This is a genomic window from Arthrobacter sp. GMC3, from assembly GCF_002929305.1.
In the GTDB taxonomy this organism is placed as follows: domain Bacteria; phylum Actinomycetota; class Actinomycetes; order Actinomycetales; family Micrococcaceae; genus Specibacter.
In genome coordinates this window covers 16,961-37,754 of the sequence record NZ_PJIO01000013.1, presented here as the reverse complement: position 1 = coordinate 37,754, position 20,794 = coordinate 16,961, and the positions used below count along the sequence as shown (strand labels likewise).

The following is a 20,794-nucleotide window of genomic DNA, read 5'->3' as shown; positions in this document are numbered from 1 at the left end:
AGTTCAGTGTCAAGCCATCCACTTTTCTCAAAGGAGAGACCATGCCGCAGAACCAAGCAACGAATTGGCCGGCCAACCCGCCCAAGCTGCACCACACGACCTTCACCACCCTGCGGATGGATGAAATGGTCAAGTGGTACGGACTGGTGTGTGGGCTGCGCCCGGTGTTCCAAAGTGACGAGGCATCATGGCTCACCAACGACGACGCAAACCACCGGATTGCGCTGCTTTCTCCCCCCGGCCTCAAGCACCCCACGGACAAGGGTCATGAGACGGGCATCCACCACACCGCGTTCGAATTCTCGACGTTCGATATGTGGCTGAACAATTACTCTCGGTTGCGCGACCAGGGCATCTTGCCTTTCCTCACGCTCGACCACGGGATTACCATGTCGGTCTACTACCAGGACCCGGACGGCAACGGTGTCGAGATTCAGGTCGACGGCTTCGGCGACTGGGCCGACTCCAGCGAATGGATAGCCAACTCACTCGACTTCGCGCAGAATCCGATCGGCGAATACTTCGACCCGGAGAAGCTTCTACAGGCTCGCGAGGAGGGGCTCTCCTTCAAGGAGATCCACGACCGGGCCCGCGCGGGGGAGTACCGCCCGGCAGTGATACCGGAGGACATCTTCTTGCCCGAGGTCTGGTGAGCCAGCCAGTCCCGGCCACCGCTCGGGTGGTCATCGTCGGTGGTGGGCCCGTCGGGCTCACCTTCGCGCTTGAACTGGCCTATCACGGCGTTGCCTCCACGGTGATCGAGCCGCGCACCGTGGTGGAGCATTCGCGCCCGCGCGCCAAGACCACCTCCGCCCGATCCATGGAACTGTTGCGCAGGCTCGGCGCAGCACAGGAGATCCGTCGGCGCGCCGCACTCCCTGTGGAGTGGTCGCAAGATGTCCGCTTCTGCACGACGGCGGCAGGTACGGAAATCGCACGCATGGGCAACGTGCTCGGGCTCGACCTCGTGAACTCCGAGCTCACCTCGGAAGCTGCGCAGCAGGTCTCGCAGCCCGTCGTCGAGGAAGCGCTGCGTGCACTGATCGAGCGTGAACCGCTTGTCACCACAGTGTTCGGTGCACATGCTGTCGCCGTCGAGCTTGGTCAGGAACGCGCACGCGTGAGTGTCCAACAGTCCGACGGGACGGAGCAGCTTATCGCGGCCGACTACGTGGTGGGCGCAGACGGCTCACGCAGTGTTGTGCGATCGGCGATGGGCGCGCAGTATGTCGGGGCACCCGGTGGGCGACCGAACGTCAACATCACCTTTCGCTCTCGCGAACTCGCCGAACTGGTGCCGCGGGCGCTGCACCACTGGGTCTTGAACCCACAGGCGCCCGGCGTCGTCGGACCGCTGGATCTCAACGGGACCTGGTGGGCGATTGCGACAGGCGTCGAATCGATCGCCGACGACGCCGAGGCTGCGTCGGTGGTTCGCTCCCTGGTGGGCGTCGACGTCGACGTCGAAATACTCGCGACAGATCCATGGCAGGCAAGGATGCTGCTCAGCAACTCCTACGGGAACGCTCGCATGTTCCTCATCGGCGACGCCGCGCACCAGAATCCCCCTTGGGGTGGGCACGGATTCAACACCGGCCTGGGCGACGCCGTCAACCTCGCATGGAAGCTCGGAGCCGTCATCGGCGGCTGGGCGCCACCGGTGCTCCTTAAAAGTTACGAGGCGGAGCGTCGACCGATAGCCGAACAAACAATCGCACTGGCGGCGTCCAACATGCGCTCGCTGTCGCTCGATTTGAGCTCCCCGGAACTGATGCTGCGGGGCCCCGAGGGCGATTCCGCGCGCGCCGCTGCAGCCCAGGCGATTCCTGCGCTCAAACGTGCCGAGTTCCACAGTCTGGGACTGGTTCTCGGGTACGGTTACGGGCCCAACTCGGCGGCCCAGGCAGCCACGACGGATGTTTATGTTCCCCAACTTGGGCCAGGGAATCGACTGCCGCACAGCCGGAACCAAAGCGGAGAATCGCTTTTTGACCTGCTGGGCCCGGAATTCACGGTGCTGGGTAAAAACGTGCAGTCCTGGGGGAGGGCCGCAACCCGCCTCGGCATTCCTTTGACGCTCATTGACCCAACTGCTCACGGTTTCCCGCCCGTAGCAGCTGATCAAGTGGTGCTTGTACGGCCTGATCAGCACATCGCGTGGGTGGGAGCACCCACGGCCCACCCCGAACCGATCTTCGAGCTTGCCCTTCGCGGATTCACCACTCCTGCTTGACCCTAGAAAAGGAAAAACATGCGCATCGCCAACATCACTGGTCGCCTGGCCCTCGTGGCCGAAGACCGCGCCCTGGACGTGGAGACCGCGAGCGAAGGACGATTTCATTCGGACCCTGCCGCTGTATTTGCGGACTGGGAATCCTTTGCGGCGTGGGGGACCGAAATTGACGTCGCAGCACATCCTTTGTCCACGCCACTTCAGGCTTCGGCATTAGCCGCACCATCGCCGCGTCCCCGGCAGGTGATCGGCGTGGGGCTCAATTATGCCGACCACGCCGCCGAGTCGGGTCTTCCGCTACCGGAGCAGCCAGTGGTGTTCACGAAGTTCGCCTCCTCGGTTGCCGGCCCGGACGTTGACGTGCAGCTCCCCGGTGACACAGTCGACTGGGAGGCGGAGCTCGTAGTCGTGGTGGGCCGCGGTGGCAGGAACATTGCCGAAGCGGACGCGCTTTCCCACATCGCCGGATATACGGTTGGCCAGGACCTCTCCGAACGCACCGTGCAGTGGCAGGGAACTCCCGCCCAGTTCAGTATGGGCAAGTCATTTGAAAACTTCGCTCCGACGGGCCCGGTGCTTGCCACCCTCGACGAGTTTGCAGATCACAACAACCTCGCCATCCAGACGCTGATTATCGGCCCGGACGGCACCGAGACTCGTGTGCAGGACAGCTCCACCACGCAGCTGGTTTTTCCGGTAGCCGATCTCATTAGCCGACTTTCCCGCACGATCGAGCTGTTGCCGGGCGATCTCATCTTCACCGGCACGCCTCCGGGCGTGGGGATGGGCATGGATCCCCAACGTTTCCTCCAGGACGGTGAAACGCTGCGGACCGAAATCGAGGGGATCGGCGCCATCGTCCAGCGCTTTCACGCCTAACGCCACAAAATCATGCATGTGCTGGGTTTGTCATCCGCGCCGACTATGAAAGAGAAGTGAAAACGTGTCTACATCCGCATCAGGGAATTCCTTTGCCATCAACAATGTCCGCGTCTTCGATGGACACGGGCTTTCCTCCCTGCGAACGGTCTTCGTAGAGGGCGGGTTGATCGCCACAGCCGGTGGAGACGGTGAGGTTGTCGAGGGTGGGGGCGGTGTCCTTATTCCCGGACTTATTGACGCGCACGTGCATTTTGATTCACCTGAGAACCTGCGGGAGTTTGCCCGCTTCGGGGTGACCACTGCCTTGGACATGGGGACCAACTCTCCAACTTTGATTGACAGCATGAGAAAAGTTCCCGGACTCACGGACATTCGCAGCGCACTCAGTCCAGCCTTCGGCCCTAGCGGCAGGGAGTTGACAGCAAATACGTTCGCGTTGTCGGCGGTTGTCACGGGCCCGGATGACGCGGAACGCTTCGTTGCCGACCGTGCCGGGGAAGGATGCGACTACGTTAAGATCATCATCGAGGACCCGGCAGAAAAGGGGACCGCGGCGCTAAACGGGGAAACGCTGGCCGCACTCGTTGTGGCCGCCCACGCACAGGGATTCTTGACCATTGCGCACGCGTCCTCGGATGCGGCCGTGCAATTGGGAATCAACGCGGGGGTCGACATCCTCACCCACGTCCCGCTGCGAAGCCCTCTCACGCCGGGGCAGGTCGCAGCGATGAAATCTAAGGGCATCGCAATCGTGCCAACGCTGTCGATGATGGAGGGGATCGGCGCAAAGTTCGCAATGCCCACGCAAGGCCCCGGCCCCGGCATCCACCAGGTCCAACAATCCGTGACGGACATTCTCGCCGCCGGGGTGCGGATCGTGGCAGGCACGGATGCAAACAACACCCCGTTCGTGCCTTTCAGCCCGAAACACGGGGAGTCCTTGCACGGCGAACTGCAACTGCTCGTGGGAGCAGGTCTAACACCAGCGCAGGCGCTTGTCAGTGCAACAGCAAGTGCCGCCGAGCTCTTCCGCCTTCAAGATCGCGGCACCATTGTGCCTGGCCTGCGTGCCGATCTGGTCTTGTTGGGCAGCAACCCCCTTGAGGACATCTCCAGGACGCGCGACATTAGGGCCGTGTGGATTGAAGGGGAAAGGGTCCAGAGCAGTTCCTAGCCCGCCGAAACCGTGTAATTTCCCTCCGCACAACCACTCACGCGCCAACCACCCGGAACTGCCACCGAGTCCAGCTCCGTCACACCCACCGTGGACAAGACAGGTTTAGCGGACCCGGGGACCCAAAGGGTGAGTCCGCAGCCTCGGGATGCGGTGGTTCCGGCGAGCTGGAATTTGGCGCCGTCGGCCTGTAGAGACGTGAGCGTACCTGGTGCGGATTGGGGGTAGGCCCGGCTGAGAATCCTCAGAACCTCTGTCTTGGGGGCGGCGTCACCCCCGGTTGCGCAATCCTGCATCATGAGCGCATTGCCCACCGGGCCAATGCCATTCTGAGGATCCCCGCAGGCCTGTTTCCAAACCCAATACGCGCTACCGAGCATCTGCTGGTCTTCGGTGGCCGCATAGCGGGTCAGCCGCTGCAGGACGTCGGAGTCCTCACCCCAGTAGCCGTACTCGCCGGACCACAACGGTGCGCCGTATTCGTTGGCGACGCGTTGGGCGAGCGTGAATTGCCGTTCTATTCGCACGATGGGCGGGATCCCCAGGTCACGATCCATGGTGATTGATTCCGCATAGAGGTGGGGTGAGAACACGATGTTTCGGTCGTTGGTGAATCCCGGTGTTGGACCGGTGTCGAAACCCAGACCAGACCAGAAGATGCTCGGTTCAACGAACACGATCTGCTGTGCCCCCGCCGCGCGGATGGCCTGGATGGCCTCGTCGTAGAAGGTTCCCAACAGATGGGCGGTGGTCACGGGCGCTGATTCGCCAAACCCCGGTTCGTTGAGGAGATCGAAACCGGCCACCATGGGTTCGTCGCGGAAGGTTGCTGCGAGCTTGCCCCAAGTTTCGGCGAGAGCTACCCGGATGCCGTCGGTGTTGAAGTAAAAGTTTTGAAACGCGCGGTTTCCAGCGGGGGAAATGTCCCGGCCTGTGAACTCGCAGCGCGGTGCCCCATCGGTGATGGTCGCCCACTCGGGGGCGCCATCGTAGCCCCACATGGGGTCCGTGCCCGGCCTGCAGACGGTACCTGCGGGTGCGGGCCCGTTCCACCAGCCGTCTTGGTGCATGTCCAACACGGTGTAAATGCCGTGCTGCTTCCCCCAAGCGACAGCCTGGGTAATTTTGGCCAGGTAGCCCGGGTCAAGGGATCCTCGGGTTGGCTCCAGGGCCGACCAGGAAATGTTCAGCCGCACCACGTCGAAGCCCTGCTCCGCCATGCCGGCGTAGTCGTCCTCGGAAAGTGGCCGCGTTGCAGGGACCTCGGGGCGGGGCTGATAGAAGTCGACCAACTGGTTGACGTTGACCCCGCGCAGCAGCACCTGGTTTCCTTTTCCGTCGGAGATGTTGGCCCCGTCGGTGCGCAGGAAACCAGCCGGCGCATTCGACGTCGTCCTGGCCACCGCTGTTGCCGGCTCTGGGGCTGGCAGGATGCCCGCGAAGCCCATGGCCACCGCAACTGCCGCTCCGACGGCGACTTGGACTTTCCTTCCGGCCTGTCCGGCAAGAACCCGATCCGAGAGAACAGCACCGATGCCAACTACCCAGCCAAGACATGCTCCGAAGGAGAGCCCGTCGGCGACGGCGACGTACGCGGCCATCAACGGCCACAGGTCGCCGTGCAAGCCGCCATCGAGAAGAAATGCGATGACCGCCTGCACGAGACCCACTGCCCCGCCCGCAAGCAGGGCGGCGAGCCACCCGCCCAACACGCCCGGAACCCTGGGGCGAATCAATCGGAGGAACATAAAAGTTGCGGCTGCAATCAGGAGAATGGCCACAAACATGGACAGTGCCCCACGGTCGGGGCGGGCGGCCGGAACCCCCGGAGCATAGACGGCCCCGGTCCACCACAGCCCGGCCAGCAACGGCGCAAGGGCGGCAAAAAGAAGCGCGATTGGCCAGAGGGAACCGTGTGAGTGAACCGTACGGGTTCTCGAGCCACCCAACCAACGGGTAAGGCCGGCCACGATCAGAGCCGCCGGCAGGGCCTTTCCTGTAACGAATCCGGCCGACCAGGCGGCCACCGCAGGATCCCAGGTCATAAAAAGGCACGTGGCCGCCTGCGCCAACATGACGGTCAAGGTGATGCCGGCGGCAAGGGTCCAAAAGCGCTCACCGGCACGCACGGCCACCCACCAAGTACCAACCAGCAGCACGGGGACAAACACAACATAAGGTGCCAGTGGCCATATGCCGCGATCGAACTGAGGTTGGGCGCCTGAAAAGCCAACCAGTGCCAGCAGCCCTGTAGGGTCGACTACGGCCTGGATCAGGACAAGGATGATTGTGCCGCATATCGCTACGAGCGGGCGTCGAGCTGAAATCATGGCACTCCATCGTGACAGGGCATGGCGGGGCGGGGGCTTTCTGCACAGCTTTGCGGTTCGTCGAAGCAATGTCAATACTGTTCAACGCTCGGTCTACTGGCCAGTAGCTACTTCGCCCTGGCCTAGTTGTTGAGGATTTCCTAGCATGAGGCGTCTGCGATAGATCAGGGCTCCTGCCACTATCAAGCCCTGCCCCACCACATACGTGAGCATTACCGCCCCGCTGGTCCACGGCGGCATGAGATCCGCGGCGAAAATGCGGAAGGCCAGGATGGTGTCGGAGGTCAGGAAGAATAGACCGCCCCACATGATAACCGGATGGCACCGGGTTGCCAGGGCCGCCGTACCACCTAGCACGATCCCATAGGCTGCCACAGCCATTGCCAGTCCGCCGGCCCTGTGCCACAGGAGGATTAGAAGGAGTACCCACCACAACGCGATGACCAAGGACCACCAGGGCAGTGCGCGTACGGCCAGATGGCGCCAAAAAGCCCGCATGTAGCAAAGGTGGGCCACTCCGAAGCAGAGCAACATCAGTGGCAGGGTCGGGGCGAACGGGAAGAACGTGCCAGCGCCGTCGCCCAGCCAAGAGAACAGTAGGGCCGTCACCAACAAGCCAAGGGTGGCCCGTGGCAGAAGCCGGCGACCGATCCACAGAAGCGCCAGCAGCAAGGCGGGCATCAGCAGAAGTTTGCTCGGTTCGCTGATGCCGTCATTGTTCATGAAGCGGGCCGTCACATGGACGGCCGAGACCAGAATGTAAGGGACGAAACCCCACCACAGCGGGCGGTCAGTGATCGGTGGTGTTTTCAAAACGGCGGACACCGCACTCCTTCGGGGATGATCATTGCCCAGCCCGAACGGCTGGCACGGAAATGATTGTGGAGACGGTCAAGAGGCTCGCCGTAACGAAGAACCTGCCGGTTTTGTCCCGGGTTCGTTTCCAGAGACTGCCAGAGACTTCAGGAGGGCGCCTGCGTCGTAAGATCCTCCACCACGGAACTTTCGACGATGAGGCGCCCACCCTGTCCAAGCTTGTGGCAACCGCGATGTGCCCGGCTAGCTGTTGACTTTCCCCAGCACACCGGCCAGCTGATCCGCATCCAGTGCGAACAGGTCCTGTGCCCCGGCGGTGGCAGCACCTACCAGGCTGGCGGACTGCGGTAGCAATTGCTGGACATAGAACTTGGCCAGCACCAGCTGGGTCGCAGCCAGTTCGGCGTCGCCCGTTGCCTGGGCGGCTACTGCGGCACGCGCCAGCATCCAACCACCCGTGCACAGCCCCCACATCCGCAGGAACGGTGTGGAGCCAGCGAGTACCGAATTTGGGTCTGTGGTCCCGGTCCGAAGCATCCATTCTGTGGCTTCGGTCAGAACGTCAAACGCCCGGCCCAGTTCGGCAGCGATGACCTCAAACTGCTCGCCTGCACCTGCCAGGTCGGCTTCAACCTCGCGCATTGAGGCAAGGAACTCCAGAATGGAGGCTCCGCTGCGTACACCGAGCTTGCGTCCTACCAGGTCCGCGGCCTGGATGCCGTTGGTGCCCTCGTAGATGGCGGCGATCCGGACGTCGCGGACATGCTGGGCGGCGCCAGTCTCCTCGATGAAACCCATGCCGCCATGGATTTGCAGGGCCAGTGAGGTGAGCTCATTGCCAAGGTCGGTGCCGAAGGACTTGCAGATGGGGGTCAGGATCCCCACGATCTCCTCCGCCCGGGCGCGTACTGCCGGGTCCGGGTCGTTGGTGCTGCGGTCCACGTAGCTGGCGTCAAGCAACATCAGGTACCGCAGGGCCGAAATGTATGCTTTTTGCGTCATCAACATCCGGCGTACATCGGGGAACTCGATGATGGCGGAGTCCTGGCCGGTGGCGCCAATGGCACGCCCCTGCCGCCGTTGCTGCGCGTAGGCAAGTGACTGCTGGTAGGCCCGTTCGGCCACAGCCAGGCCCTGCACGCCCACTCCAAGCCGGGCGCTGTTCATCATGACGAACATGATGCGCATGCCCTTGTTTTCTTCGCCGATCAGGTAGCCGGTGGCGTTTTCGTAGGAGAGCACGCAGGTGGGTGAGGCATGGATTCCCATCTTGTGCTCGAGGGAAACCGTCTCAACACCATTGCGCTCACCCAGGGAACCGTCGTCGTTGACAAGGAACTTGGGAACTATGAAACAGGAGATGCCGCGGGTTCCCTCGGGGGCGCCCGGGGTGCGTGCCAGTACCAAGTGCACCAGCTGGTCGGCCATGTCATGGTCGCCATAGGTGATGAAGATCTTTTGTCCCGTGATGGCAAAGGTGCCATCACCGTTTGGTACCGCGCGTGTGGTCAGGGCCCCGACGTCGGACCCCGCCTGTGGCTCGGTGAGGTTCATGGTGCCCGTCCACTCGCCGCTGACCATCTTGGGCAGGTAGCGGGCTTTAAGGTCGTCGTCGCCGTAGTGCAGGAGGGCCTCAATGGCGCCCTGGGTCAGCAAGGGGCACAGTGAGAACGCCATGTTGGCGCTGGTCATGAGCTCCTGGATGACCAGGCCCACGGTGCGGGGGAATCCGCCGCCGCCAAATTCTTCCGGCAGTGGCACCGAGCCCCAGCCGGCATCCACATATTGCCGGTAGGCATCCTTGAATCCCGCGGGAGTCTCCACTGTTCCGTCCGGGAGCAGGCGTGAGCCTTGGGTATCGCCGATGCGGTTTGTCGGTGCCACGACCTTGGCCATGAAGTCGCCGCATTCCTCCAGGAGTTCAACGACGGTGTCGAGGTCGGCGTGTTCAAAGCCAGGCAACTTGGCCAGGTCTGGGTATCCCACAACGTGCTCGAGGGCGAAGGCAAAATCGGCAATGGGGGGCTGGTATTCGCTCATGCTGGCCAGCGTACCCCGGCCCGGGCCGTTTGTGGGGGAATTTTGTTACTTACCAGTAATGTTGCGTGGATCACCTGATCGGCGTCGTCAATTTCGGGGCGCAAGCCCGAGCGTCTGAAGTCATTCCCACCCCGCGGCCGCGGAACTAGACTGCAGAACAGATGGACTGCTCAGGAGGCGGCATGGAATCGAAGGTCATCGCAAGCGGTATTGGCATGGGGGAATCGGCGCGTTGGCATGGCGGCCGGTTCTGGTTCGCCGATTGGCTCAAGGGACACATTCACGCTATCGATCCGGACGGGACCAATCATCAAACCATCAGCGTGCCCACGTTTCCCATCACCTTTGATTGGCTTCCCGACGGCCATCTACTCATAGTTTCCGGATCCGAGTGCAAGCTGCTGAGCTTCACGCCTGCCGGCACCTTGGAACCGGCGGCCGATTTGAGCAGTTGGTCCACGGCACCCTGGAATGAGGTCATCACCCACGGGCCCAATGCGTATATCAATTGCATCGGATTCACCTACCCGGGCCCGTCGGAGGTGGCCGGGGTAATCGCCTTGTTAACGCCCGACGGCGGCACTCGCCTAGTGGCTCGCGAGCTGGCCTTCCCCAACGGCATGGTGGTTACCGGCGACGGCGCCACTTTGGTGGTGGCCGAATCTCACGCCGGGTGCCTGACGGCCTTCGACATTGCTTCCGATGGATCCTTGGGGAATCGGCGCCCATGGGCGGTGGTGCCCGGCAGCGCCCCCGACGGAATATGTCTAGGCGATGGCGGGATTTGGTTCGCGGATGTGCCGAACAAGAACTGTGTTTTGGTTGCCGAGGGCGGGGAAGTTTTGCGAACGGTGCAACTGGACCAAGGTTGTTTCTCTTGTGCAGTGGGCGGGGAGAAATCCAACACCTTGTTTGTGGCCTGCTCCGACTGGCCCGCCGATCCATCTGGGCCGGCTACCGGCAACGTTTTGGCCGTTCGGCTGGACTCCGAGCTTTGACCTGCGCAACCCTGGCTTTCATGTGAGCTTGCGCTCAATACCGCTATCGATGCTTCTGAACCCGCCAGCGGCAGGTAATGTTCTTCTTAGCCAAGGCGCCTTTCTCAAGGTTAGCGGCGGCTAGGCCCGTATAGTATCTCGCCGATGCTATGCGGGTCGATCTATTTAACGCACATACCGCCCCCACACTGCTAAAAGTTGGGGTACGACGCGAAATATGGGAGTTTACGAACGCCTCGCCCACCGTGTGGGAACAATCGGTATGATCATTTTGGGGTCAGCATTGCCATGCGTGTGGCCCTGCGCGAATGCGTAGTTGGTATTCGCAACGTCTGCCTCACCTCACCAGGGCCTTATTTTCCGTGACGGGTTGCAGACACCAGACCCGATCCCGTCGAGACGAAGAGACCCATGCCTGCCACATCTGCGCCCCAAGCAAGCCCCGCACGCCAAGACGATGGGTACTTTGGCCCGGACAGCATCAGTTGGAGGCTGTTCTCCGATCCGTCCTCGAAACTGGGCGGCGTCGCGGCCATCTTGCTGCAAGCACTGAACTCAGACATGATGCGGCTCTTCGACAAGGTCAGCGATTTCGCCGGCGATGGCCCAGGGCGGGCCGAACGCACCGGGCGCTACATCGACACCACAATCTTTGGCGACAAGGCCCACGCCGACGCGGCAGGTGCCTCGGTGCGGCGCATGCACGCGGCCAGTACCTGGACCGATCCGGTCACCGGCGAGATCCTGCGCGCCGACACAGACGCATGGCTTCAATGGACCCACAACACCATCGTGTGGGGGGTTTTGCGCGGCGCCGAGCTCTACGGCCCTGCCCTGAGCGCGGCCGAACAGGACCAGCTAGTCAAAGAGCAGCACAAGGCTGCGGAGCTGGCCGGTGTGGATCCAGCCAAGATTCCAGCAACCCGGGCGGAACTGGATGTGTACATCCACACCCGGCAAGACTGGATGGCGCTGACGCTTCCCGCAGCAGAGATTTCTCGTGGCCTGCGTCGTCCCACGCTCTGGGGGAACCCGGTCAAAGTGTGGACAGGTGTCATCATCCAAGACGGCATCATCGCCTTGCTGCCGGAATGGGCACAATTGCTGTATGGCATTGCGGGCCGGCCCATGAACCTGGGTGCCGCGTCCAAGACCACCAAGGCCCTGATGGCGGCCGCACGTAAGAATGCCTCGTACGATACGGTCATTAGCGAGCTCACCACCAAGGTCGACACCCACCCTTACCGCAAGGTCAGGGCCAAGGCAGCCACCGCGTGAGCGCCAAAGCTCGCCCGGAGCGGATTTCTGAACTTTCCCCCAAGAATCTGTTCCCCGCCCTGATGGGCAATGCTGTGTGGGCGGTGCGGCACAGCGGCTGGCGCATGATCTTGTTGTATCTGGGATTTCAGGGACTAACGGCGTTGATCGCCCTGCCGGTAATCCGCTGGTTGTTCCGCGAGGTGCTCTCAGCAGCCGGGCTGCACGGGGTGGACATGAACACGCTGGGAACCATTTTCACCGTCCCGCTTTCGCTTGCACTTCTGCTTGCGTTGATCGTCTTGGCGCTGATGGTGGTCTCGCTTCAGCTGACCGTGCTGCTGCTGGCATGCGCCAGGATGAGGACGTACGGGACGTTCACTCTCGCTGAGCTAGTGGGTGATGCCAGGCGCCTGTTGCGCAAACTCTCCGGTCCGGGTTCACTGGCGCTGTTGCTGTACTTGTTCGTGATTCTGCCTCTCTCGCAGTTCGGGTTCCTCTCAGCGTTGACCCGCACCATGGCTATTCCGGATTTCATTACCGGAGAGTTGCTGAAATCGGCCTCGGGGACGACGGCCTATGTCATCTTCCTGCTGGCCTTGTTTGTTCTCAATGTGCGCCTGTGCCTGGTCCTGCCCGTCTTTGCCCTGACGGACGCATCCGGCTTCGCCGCCTACCGGTTGAGCTGGCGACTAACGAGGCAGGCATTCTTCACCCTCATCGCGGCCATTGTGATCGTGTTTGTTGCGGCCAATATTGTGGGGTTCGCGTTGATCGCAGTGGCAACACTGCCCACGGTTCTCACCGACGCCGTAGCACCGGATCTTTCCCCCGTGGCCGCTGCCGTGGGACTCGGCATTTCCGAGGTGGTGGGCCTGCTGGTGGTGGGCATTACCGTGGCGGTGCTGTGTGCGATGCTCCTTGAACTGTTCCGGCGCGGACAAGTCCTGGCGCCGACGATGGTGGTGGCAACACCGATCCCACTGGCGTCGGGTGACGGCGTGGCAGCCGTGGGTGCGCCGAGAATGGGCGGCGGGTGGCGCGGCCCCTTGGTGGTTGCTACCGCTATGGTGTGCGCGGTAGCGGGGCTGGCTGCCGTCAATATCCCGGCCATGGAATCCCTGCAGCAAACGCCCGGCACGCTTGTACTTGCGCACCGCGGATTCTCCGCAGGGGGAGTGGAAAACACGATCCCCGGACTTGAAGCGGCCGCTGAAGCTGGTGCAGATATGGTCGAAATGGACGTCATGGAAACCAGTGACGGCGAATTCGTGGCCATGCATGACGCCAACTTACAGCGATTGGCTGGCAGGAACGTCACGGTTGGCCAGCTGACACTGGCGGAAATTACTGCCCTTGAAGTCAGCGACGGACAGGGCCACACTGCGGCCGTGCCGTCCTTCCGCGACTACCTGGGGCGGGCCAAGGAACTCCGAATGCCGCTGCTGGTGGAGATCAAGCTGCACGGTGGCGAAGGTCCCAACCTGGTCCCGCGCCTAGTGGCCGAGATGGAGTCCATGGACGCCTTCACCAACAATATTTTCCATTCCCTAGACAAGCCCAGTATTGAGGAACTCAAGCAACTGCGCCCATCCGCCTACACTGGCTACACCATGGCTTTTGCCGGCGTGGCAGTCCCGGAAACCACTGCGGATTTTGTGGTCGTGGAGGAGTGGTCCTACTCCACCAGCCTGCGAGACGATGCTTGGAGGCATGGCAAGGAGATCTACGTCTGGACGGTCAACAGCGAGTCCGGCCTGCGCCAGAAGCTGCGCGATGACGTGGACGCCTTGATCACCGACAGGCCGGACATGGCACTGAACGCTCGTTCCGGGATGAGCTCTGAGCGCGGACTAGCGGGAATCTTGCGCGATGCCATCACCAGATTCGTCACTGTGCTCTAACTTGTTTGGCGCCTCTGCGCACCCCTCTGCAGTCTGGCCCCGTCTTTCGGCACACCGGTCAAATTCAATACTGCCGCGCCTGCATGATTTCGCCCTGCTCAGAAAGTGGCCCCGCGTGACATTTGTGGTGACCTAGCCCAATTATGTCCATTATCCTACGTGACGTTCGATAAATGTCGAAAATTTCTATAGCATCATCCAAAAGGTTAGTATATAAATCATCTAGAAACAATGTATTTATCGCTTCAATGTTTTGTGACGTAGGGGGAAGAACGACGTGGTCTCACACTGTCCGTTTTCGCAATCATTGCCGCCTCGTGTTCGCTGGCCCATCGTGGGTCGCGAACAGGAGATCGACAACCTGCTTGACAAGCTCAGGTCCGGCAAGGACGGGGTGGTGGTGGTAGGCCCCCCTGGAATGGGCAAGTCGACAGTTGTTTCCGCGGCGCTGGCCGCCTATCAGGACGGTGCCGGGGAGGCCAGTCAGGCGGCCGATGCCCCATCCGCCGTCGTCCGCCTGCCACTGCCTCATGAGAACTCCACCCCCCTGACCACTTTTGGCCCCCTGACGGGCAATGCAGGTCACGTCCCGGCCACCCTTGAGGCCCTGGCGGCACTTGTCCTGGAAAACCTCATCACCGCGCCGGGCGGGCTGCCTCCGGTGATCTACGCCGAAGACCTTCACTTGTTCGACGACGACAGTGCCAAGGTGTTGCGGATGGTTCTGATGAACGGGCAGGCCAGGCTGTTTGCCTCGGTGCGGGAGAACCCCGGCATGCCCACGGCCATTGACGCTCTGTGGCGCAGTGGCCGGGTGGAGCGGATCGAACTGGCACCCCTGAGCTACGAGTCGGTGCGACTGATTCTGCGCTGTGCGTTGGAGGAGCCTGCCTCCAACGACATGGCCTACCGGCTCTGGCTCACCACGGCCGGAAATCCCCTGCACGTCCGTGAATTGCTCTACTCAATCGTGGCGGCGGGAGATGTCAAGTATGGCGGGATCGCCTTGACCTGGACGGCACCCCTGCGAGCTGACCGTCGGCTGACCGACCTGCTGGCCCGCGACATCACCACACTCTCACCGGAACAACGCACCATTGCCGATTTGGTGGCATTGGCTGAAACCGTGCCCCTGGCAACCATCTCCGCCATGGCCTCCGATAGCGTCCTGCGGGAACTGGTGGACAGGCTGCTCATCGTCATTGACACGCCGGAAAGTGGGCAGGCCAATGTGAGAATCGGGCACCCGCTCTATGCGGAAACCTTGCGTTCTTTGCTCTATCCGCAGCGCAAACGGGATCTCTTTGAGTATCTACCCCAGCACGAGTTGCACGCCCAGGGACCCGCAGGGATTTCCCGTTGGGTGGATTGGGCGTTGGAGTGCCAGGTCATGCCGGATGTGGGGACCCTTGTGCTTGCGGGGGAGACTGCCGAATCAATGACTCAGCCGCGGGGAGCTGTACGGCTGGCAACATTGGCCCTGGGGCATGCGGACATGAACGACGCTGAACGGGTCCAGGCGCTCCTGCTGCGTGCCAGGGCGTTTAGGGACTTGGGCGAGACGCTGAAGTCCGAATCGGACATCATGTCCGTGCGGGAACACGCCAGCTCTGGTGGCCTGGTTCCGGATGGAATTTTAGCGCAGTGTGCCAGCGTCATGGCTGATCTGTGGCAGTTTCACCGCGGCGACATGGAAACGGCGCTGCTGCAACTGGCTGAGGCCGAAAAGGCCGTTGACCCCATGGGGGAGCACGCCAGCGCGCTAGCCATCGACCAGCTGTCACGGCTCGGATATGGGGGCAGGTACGAGGAGTTTTTGGCAGGAATCGACGCTGCGCTGGCGGCCTCAGACCATCCGGCCAACATGACTTTAGTGCCATCGCACGTTTTTGCCTTGGGTCAGGCGGGAAAGCCGACTACTGCCATGGAGCTGGCTGTGCGGCAATTGGGTGGGATTGGCCCGGAGCATGCGTCGTTCCCTGCGCTACGCACGGCTATTCTTTCGGCTAGATTTTGGGCCGCACAGTGGATGGGTGACCCCGTACTTGCGGCATTCTTTCCCGACGTCGTCGAAGATATTGGTCAACGTCACGATTCCGGGATCTACCAGACCGGAACCGGCTATGCCTGTTTGTCCTTTGGTCAATGGGAGCAGGCGACGGGCGAGTTCCGCGGCGCCTTGTCACGATTTGCTGCAGGTCCCGCGACTGGACTGGAACCGTTGGCCTGGGCCGGGCTTGCCTTTGCCTACGTTCATCGCGGCGATTTGGAGAGGGCCCGCTCTGCGCGGGAGGAGTACCGTGATCGGGAATCCACCATGAATCGCAGCATCGAAACTGAAAGCCGATACCGGGTGCTTTTGGTGGGATCTGCTCTTGCCGACGCCGATCTGGCAAGGCAAATTGATGAATTCGTGCTGTGGTGCACGGAGGCGGGCAGCGCCTTGGGGGTCATGTGGGGACTGCACCTGCGAGTGGTTCACGCCGAACAAATTGACCGTGCCGCACTCACGGAGGCGTTGGAAGCGGCTGCGGGCCGTGTCGAAGGCAAGGTTCCCTCAGCCATGGTGGCCCACGCCCGCGCCTTGGTGGAGGGGGATGCCGGCGTGATCGCCTCCGCCGTGGCAGAACTGAACACGATGGGCGTATGGGTCCCTTCGGTACCTGCCCCGATCGCGCTGACAGCAAGGCAGCGCGAGATTGGGTCATTGATCGTGGCAGGGATGTCCAACCGTTCGATCGCGGAAAAGCTGACTATTTCCGTTCGCACGGTGGACACCCACGTTGGGCACCTTTTTGAGAGGTTGGGTGTGACGAAAAGGACGGATCTGGCCAGTGCGTTGACACGATCAGCGCCAAGTTGGCCGGGCTCCAAACGCAGGCCGTAGCGTTAGCGCGGAGTGCCCGCAGCGGCGAGCGAATCCAGCGACCTTTCCCCTACTTGATGAAGTTGCCTCAGGGCAAATTTGACTTCATGTGAAGCTGTAAGGCCGGCTGTTTGGTGGGTGATCCTCATGCAGGTGCGGAACTGGACGGCTAGAGTTCCGGGTCCTGCCGGGCGCTCGAAGCGGTGTCTTCCGTGGGTGGGTTCTGTGGGCCGTTGTGGCGTCTGGTGGCACGCGCGGTTGCCTTGGCAGACTTCTCGGCCAACCGGGCGGCCTCCCTTGATTGTTTCTCGGCCGTCCGGGCCGCTTCCTGGGCGACTCGGGCCGTAGCTGCCTCGTTCTCACGGACCAGGTTTTCGGCGGCCTTGATCTGGCGAATCTTTTTGCCCCGGCGGAGCCAGATTCGGGAAAGAATAATCACGGCAATGGCGGTGACGATGCCGACCACCATGAACGCTTGACTCCAGGCGCCAAACCAGTTGGCGCCCCCGGTATTCCAGATGGACAGTGCATTCCTGGACGAAGTGGACGTTCCGTACAGCACACTTAACGTCAGTAGGTTGGGAAGGGTCAGAAGCGCTGCCACAACAACGATGGTGATGCGCAACCACTTGTGGAGATTCTTGTGATGTGCCTGCCAGGCGAGCAGGACGGGAACAAACGAGAACGTGAAGCCATAAAACATCCCCAGCGGGATACTGTTGCCCAGCTGCGGGCCGACTTGGCTTTTGATGGCGTTGGCCCATGTGAGGGGGACGGTGACGGAAGCGATGAGAAATACCACCACAAGAACCACGGCAATGGCGGCGCCGATGATGGTCCGGGTCAGCCATACTAGCATTTTCGCCCGGCCCTTTGATGCCATGGTGATGTCCGGCGTTGGGGTTTCTTCCGGATTCAGTGCTGGGGAATTGCTCATACTGGAATCATGTCACCACGGAGCGAGGGTGCGTTAGTACAAACGCCAATTTGTGCGGAATCGGCTTCGAAGGCCCATTCGACTTGTCAATAACGATTTCACCCTAAAGACTGGAGTTGGTCGGCGGGAACAGCACCCAATGGCCGTGTTTTCTGTTGTACTTTGAAACTTCAAATTCCCGCCGGTGGCGAGGAACGATTGAAAGGCGCCCCCCATGAGCAATATTCCTGCAGAACTGTCCTACACCGCCGAGCACGAGTGGGTTTCCGCCCCTAACGCCGATGGTGTGGTTCGGGTTGGCATCACCGATTTTGCTCAGGACGCCCTCGGCGACGTGGTGTACGCGCAGATGCCCGAGACCGGCACCGAAGTTGCCGCCGACACCGTGGTGGGTGAGGTGGAGTCCACCAAGAGCGTCAGCGACATCTATGCGCCCCTGACGGGCACTGTCAGCGCCCGTAACGAGGCCTTGGATACCGACCCGGCCCTGATCAACTCAGACCCTTACGGTGCCGGCTGGCTCGTTGAGATCACTTTGAGCGATGCTGCCAGCTACGGCACCTTGCTGAGTGCGGCACAGTACCAGGAAAAGGTAAGCTAGGTTACTAGTAACAACAGCTAAGTCCCAGCACCTTTTAAGCTGCGAAGACTAGGCTTTTTGATGGCGCAATTTCCAGTGACGATGTTCAGGAGGAACACCAATGGTTGACATGGGTAACAACGCCGGGGTTAATGATCAGGCGGACTCCCAAAATCAGCCTGGCGTCTCTGACACGACCTCAATTCAGCTCTCCCCGGAGGGCTCCGGTCAGCCCTTGACGCCGGCTCTTGCCGCCGACGAGCAAAACGCTGTCAATTCGCTTCCCGCAGGCTCGGCCCTGCTTGTTGCCCATGCGGGCCCCAATGCAGGCGCCAGGTTCTTGCTGGATAGCAGCGTGACAACGGTGGGACGTCACCCGGATGCTGACATCTTCCTTGACGATGTGACCGTCTCGCGCCGGCACGTGCAGTTCAACAAGGTTCAGGGTGGCTTCGAACTCACCGACTCCGGAAGCTTGAATGGCACGTACGTCAATGGCGACCGGGTGGACTCTGTCCGCTTGCAAACCGGTGCCGAGGTGCAGATCGGAAAGTTCCGCCTCACGTACTACTTCAGTACCGCAGACGCCACGAAATCCTAAGGGCACACGTGGCGAGCATGAACCAAAGCGCCGGTCACCGGTTGGTGGATGTGCAATCCAGCAATCGGCGACACGGCGTGGCTGTCATCTTCAATATCGGCGAAGTCCTCTCACAATTGACGCAGGACTTTCCCTCCGTGACGGCCTCCAAGATCAGGTTTTATGAAGAGAAGGGGTTAATCGCCCCCCAGCGCACGGCCGCCGGATACCGGCAGTTCCGTGACGCCGACGTCGAGCGTTTGCGGTTTGTGTTGGCCCTGCAGCGCGACCACTACCTTCCCCTGAAGGTTATTCGTGAGTATCTTGATGCGATTGACCAGGGACAAACACCCCAAAATCTGCCGCCCGGCGTTTCCATCGCCCCCCGCATGGTCTCCGATGAGCTGGCCCTGGTCCACAAGGGACGGAGCCGGGCACTGACGCCCGACCAGCTCCGAGCCGAATGTGGAGCCAGTGCGCAGATGCTTGAGTCCCTACTCAGCTATGGGCTGGTAGAAATGCGGAACGGATATTTTGACGACCACGCACTCCGCGTAGCCAAGGCCTGCACCGACCTCGCCGCGCACGGCTTGGAACCGCGGCACCTGCGCCCCTTCCATGCGGCGGCTGATCGCGAATTTAGCCTGATCGAAAGCGCTGTTTCGCCCTTGTCCTCGCGCAAGGACGGCACCGCGGCCGCCAGGGCGGCGGAGGCCGCACGCGAAATTGCCGAGCTGTGTTTGAGCCTGCACAGTGCCTTGGTTTACACCAGGATTGCCGAAATGGAAGCCCAATGATTCAGGTCCAGATTGTGGGGGTTCGCATTGAGATGCCCTCCAATCAGCCACTGGTTTTGCTCAAGGAGCGGCTGGGGGATCGCCACATCCCCATCTGGATCGGGGCCTCCGAGGCCACGGCCATCGCCCTGGCCGAACAAGGCGTGGTTTCCCCGCGCCCGCTCACCCACGACCTCTTGTGTGCCGTGGTGATAGCCCTGGGCCACCGTGTAGTGCGGGTGAATCTGACACGGGTCGAGGATGGCGTGTTTTTTGCTGAGTTGGTCTTCGACGACGGCACCATTGTCGGCTCGCGTGCCTCAGACGCGATCGCGGTGGCGCAGCGGGCGGACTGCAGTATTTGGGCCTCCGAGAGCCTCGTCGAGGAAGCCGGCGTCATCATCGCCGACCATGACGAAGACTCCGCCGGGGATAGCCGCGACGACGAGGCGAAGGAGCGCGAGGTGCGCCAATTCAGGGAGTTCCTCAACGACGTCGAACCCGAGGACTTTGAGAAATAGCGGCCACCTGACCGCCTTATTTCTGCTTTGCCTAAGGTTAAACCTGAGCCTGAAACTTTCGACACGGCAAAATTGTTGTGCAAACGTCTTTGACCTTGGTGCGACACCGTTCTAACGTCGAAGTAATCAGTTCCCCATTGCCAGCCGTGACCGCTGCGGCCACACTGGAGGTGAGACAGCAATGCCTCGACCCCCGGTGTAGCCCTGAAGTGTCTGCGGAGCAACTTTTCCGATAAGGGAACCTTGAACAGGAGGATCCACGTGAGTCCGAAGAATGACGCCGGCGAGCTCAATGCCGCCGTAGTCCCTAGCGCAGCCTTGTCGGCTGGTGCGCAGGGGTTGTTGTTCACCGAGGATTTGCCGGTTCTTGACGAAGACGCCGGCTACCGCGGCCCTACGGCTTGCAAGGCCGCTGGCATCACTTACCGCCAACTGGACTATTGGGCCCGCACGGGACTGGTCGAGCCCGCCGTACGCGGCGCCGCCGGGTCCGGCTCGCAACGCCTCTACGGCTTCCGCGACATCCTGGTGCTCAAAGTTGTCAAGCGGCTGCTAGACACGGGTGTGTCACTTCAACAGATCCGCACCGCCGTGGAACACCTGCGTGAACGCGGTGTGGAAGACCTTGCCCAGATTACCTTGATGAGTGACGGCGCCTCCGTCTACGAGTGCACCTCCGCCGATGAGGTCATTGACCTGGTTCAGGGCGGGCAAGGCGTCTTTGGTATTGCCGTTGGCCGAGTCTGGCGCGAGGTGGAAGGCAGCCTTGCGGCACTTCCCAGCGAACATGCTCCCATTCAGACCTACCCGGATGACGAGCTGAGCAAGCGCCGCGCCGAGCGAAAGATTTCCTAGCAGCCAAGTCCAGGCTGTCCAACTCCGTCAGTGTGCAGCTAACGC

17 protein-coding genes are annotated in these 20,794 nt (G+C 61.7%); 13 read left to right on the top strand and 4 right to left on the bottom strand.

Annotation, left to right across the window (positions count from 1 at the left end; genetic code table 11):
- Positions 1-41: 41 nt before the first annotated feature.
- From CXQ94_RS17480 to CXQ94_RS17465, 4 genes are all read left to right on the top strand, one after another.
- A complete protein-coding gene (locus CXQ94_RS17480; protein ID WP_104091867.1) occupies positions 42-653 on the top strand; it encodes a VOC family protein in 612 nt (203 codons plus the stop codon).
- On the top strand, positions 650-2,233 hold the full coding sequence (locus CXQ94_RS17475) for an FAD-dependent monooxygenase (RefSeq protein ID WP_219817084.1): 1,584 nt from the start codon (positions 650-652) through the stop codon (positions 2,231-2,233). Before CXQ94_RS17480 ends, CXQ94_RS17475 begins: the two co-directional genes overlap by 4 nt.
- A gap of 18 nt (positions 2,234-2,251) precedes the next feature.
- The gene (locus CXQ94_RS17470) at positions 2,252-3,112 is read left to right on the top strand and encodes a fumarylacetoacetate hydrolase family protein (protein WP_104091866.1); all 861 of its coding nucleotides are present in this window, start codon (positions 2,252-2,254) and stop codon (positions 3,110-3,112) included.
- A gap of 64 nt (positions 3,113-3,176) precedes the next feature.
- Complete coding sequence (locus CXQ94_RS17465; RefSeq protein ID WP_104091865.1) at positions 3,177-4,289, top strand: amidohydrolase family protein; 1,113 nt, start codon at positions 3,177-3,179, stop codon at positions 4,287-4,289.
- Here the strand turns inward: CXQ94_RS17465 and CXQ94_RS17460 are convergent.
- The 3 genes from CXQ94_RS17460 to CXQ94_RS17450 form a co-directional block, all read right to left on the bottom strand.
- Complete coding sequence (locus CXQ94_RS17460) at positions 4,286-6,619, bottom strand: glycoside hydrolase family 5 protein (RefSeq protein ID WP_104091864.1); 2,334 nt, start codon at positions 6,617-6,619, stop codon at positions 4,286-4,288. The two genes, CXQ94_RS17465 and CXQ94_RS17460, sit on opposite strands and share 4 nt — an antisense overlap.
- 93 nt (positions 6,620-6,712) lie before the next feature.
- Positions 6,713-7,444: a lysoplasmalogenase gene (locus CXQ94_RS17455; RefSeq protein WP_258067172.1), complete on the bottom strand. Its 732-nt coding sequence runs from the start codon at positions 7,442-7,444 to the stop codon at positions 6,713-6,715.
- 234 nt (positions 7,445-7,678) lie between these two features.
- On the bottom strand, positions 7,679-9,475 hold the full coding sequence (locus CXQ94_RS17450; RefSeq protein WP_104091863.1) for an acyl-CoA dehydrogenase: 1,797 nt from the start codon (positions 9,473-9,475) through the stop codon (positions 7,679-7,681).
- 182 nt (positions 9,476-9,657) lie between these two features.
- Between CXQ94_RS17450 and CXQ94_RS17445 the strand changes: the two genes are divergently transcribed.
- The 4 genes from CXQ94_RS17445 (at position 9,658) to CXQ94_RS17430 (ending at position 16,521) form a co-directional block, all read left to right on the top strand.
- The gene (locus tag CXQ94_RS17445; RefSeq protein WP_104091862.1) at positions 9,658-10,473 is read left to right on the top strand and encodes an SMP-30/gluconolactonase/LRE family protein; all 816 of its coding nucleotides are present in this window, start codon (positions 9,658-9,660) and stop codon (positions 10,471-10,473) included.
- A gap of 411 nt (positions 10,474-10,884) precedes the next feature.
- Entirely contained in the window at positions 10,885-11,751 is an 867-nt protein-coding gene (locus CXQ94_RS17440) for an oxygenase MpaB family protein (RefSeq protein WP_104091861.1), read from the top strand.
- Entirely contained in the window at positions 11,748-13,634 is a 1,887-nt protein-coding gene (locus CXQ94_RS17435) for a glycerophosphoryl diester phosphodiesterase membrane domain-containing protein (protein WP_104091860.1), read from the top strand. Before CXQ94_RS17440 ends, CXQ94_RS17435 begins: the two co-directional genes overlap by 4 nt.
- Before the next feature lie 334 nt (positions 13,635-13,968).
- Positions 13,969-16,521: a LuxR family transcriptional regulator gene (locus CXQ94_RS17430; protein WP_181034281.1), complete on the top strand. Its 2,553-nt coding sequence runs from the start codon at positions 13,969-13,971 to the stop codon at positions 16,519-16,521.
- Positions 16,522-16,669: 148 nt separating this feature from the next.
- On the opposite strand, the gene CXQ94_RS17425 is transcribed toward CXQ94_RS17430, so the two are convergent.
- Entirely contained in the window at positions 16,670-17,437 is a 768-nt protein-coding gene (locus CXQ94_RS17425) for a hypothetical protein (RefSeq protein ID WP_104091858.1), read from the bottom strand.
- 214 nt (positions 17,438-17,651) lie between these two features.
- On the opposite strand from CXQ94_RS17425, the gene gcvH reads away from it, so the two are divergent.
- The 5 genes from gcvH to CXQ94_RS17400 all read left to right on the top strand — a co-directional run bounded on the left by gcvH (position 17,652) and on the right by CXQ94_RS17400 (position 20,749).
- On the top strand, positions 17,652-18,038 hold the full coding sequence (gene gcvH / locus CXQ94_RS17420) for a glycine cleavage system protein GcvH (RefSeq protein ID WP_104091857.1): 387 nt from the start codon (positions 17,652-17,654) through the stop codon (positions 18,036-18,038).
- A 109-nt stretch (positions 18,039-18,147) separates the two neighbouring features.
- Complete coding sequence (locus CXQ94_RS17415) at positions 18,148-18,618, top strand: FHA domain-containing protein (RefSeq protein ID WP_104091940.1); 471 nt, start codon at positions 18,148-18,150, stop codon at positions 18,616-18,618.
- 17 nt (positions 18,619-18,635) lie between these two features.
- Complete coding sequence (locus CXQ94_RS17410) at positions 18,636-19,394, top strand: MerR family transcriptional regulator (protein ID WP_104091856.1); 759 nt, start codon at positions 18,636-18,638, stop codon at positions 19,392-19,394.
- Complete coding sequence (locus CXQ94_RS17405; protein ID WP_104091855.1) at positions 19,391-19,894, top strand: bifunctional nuclease family protein; 504 nt, start codon at positions 19,391-19,393, stop codon at positions 19,892-19,894. Before CXQ94_RS17410 ends, CXQ94_RS17405 begins: the two co-directional genes overlap by 4 nt.
- 261 nt (positions 19,895-20,155) lie before the next feature.
- On the top strand, positions 20,156-20,749 hold the full coding sequence (locus tag CXQ94_RS17400; RefSeq protein WP_104091854.1) for a MerR family transcriptional regulator: 594 nt from the start codon (positions 20,156-20,158) through the stop codon (positions 20,747-20,749).
- The last annotated feature ends 45 nt before the right edge of the window (positions 20,750-20,794 follow it).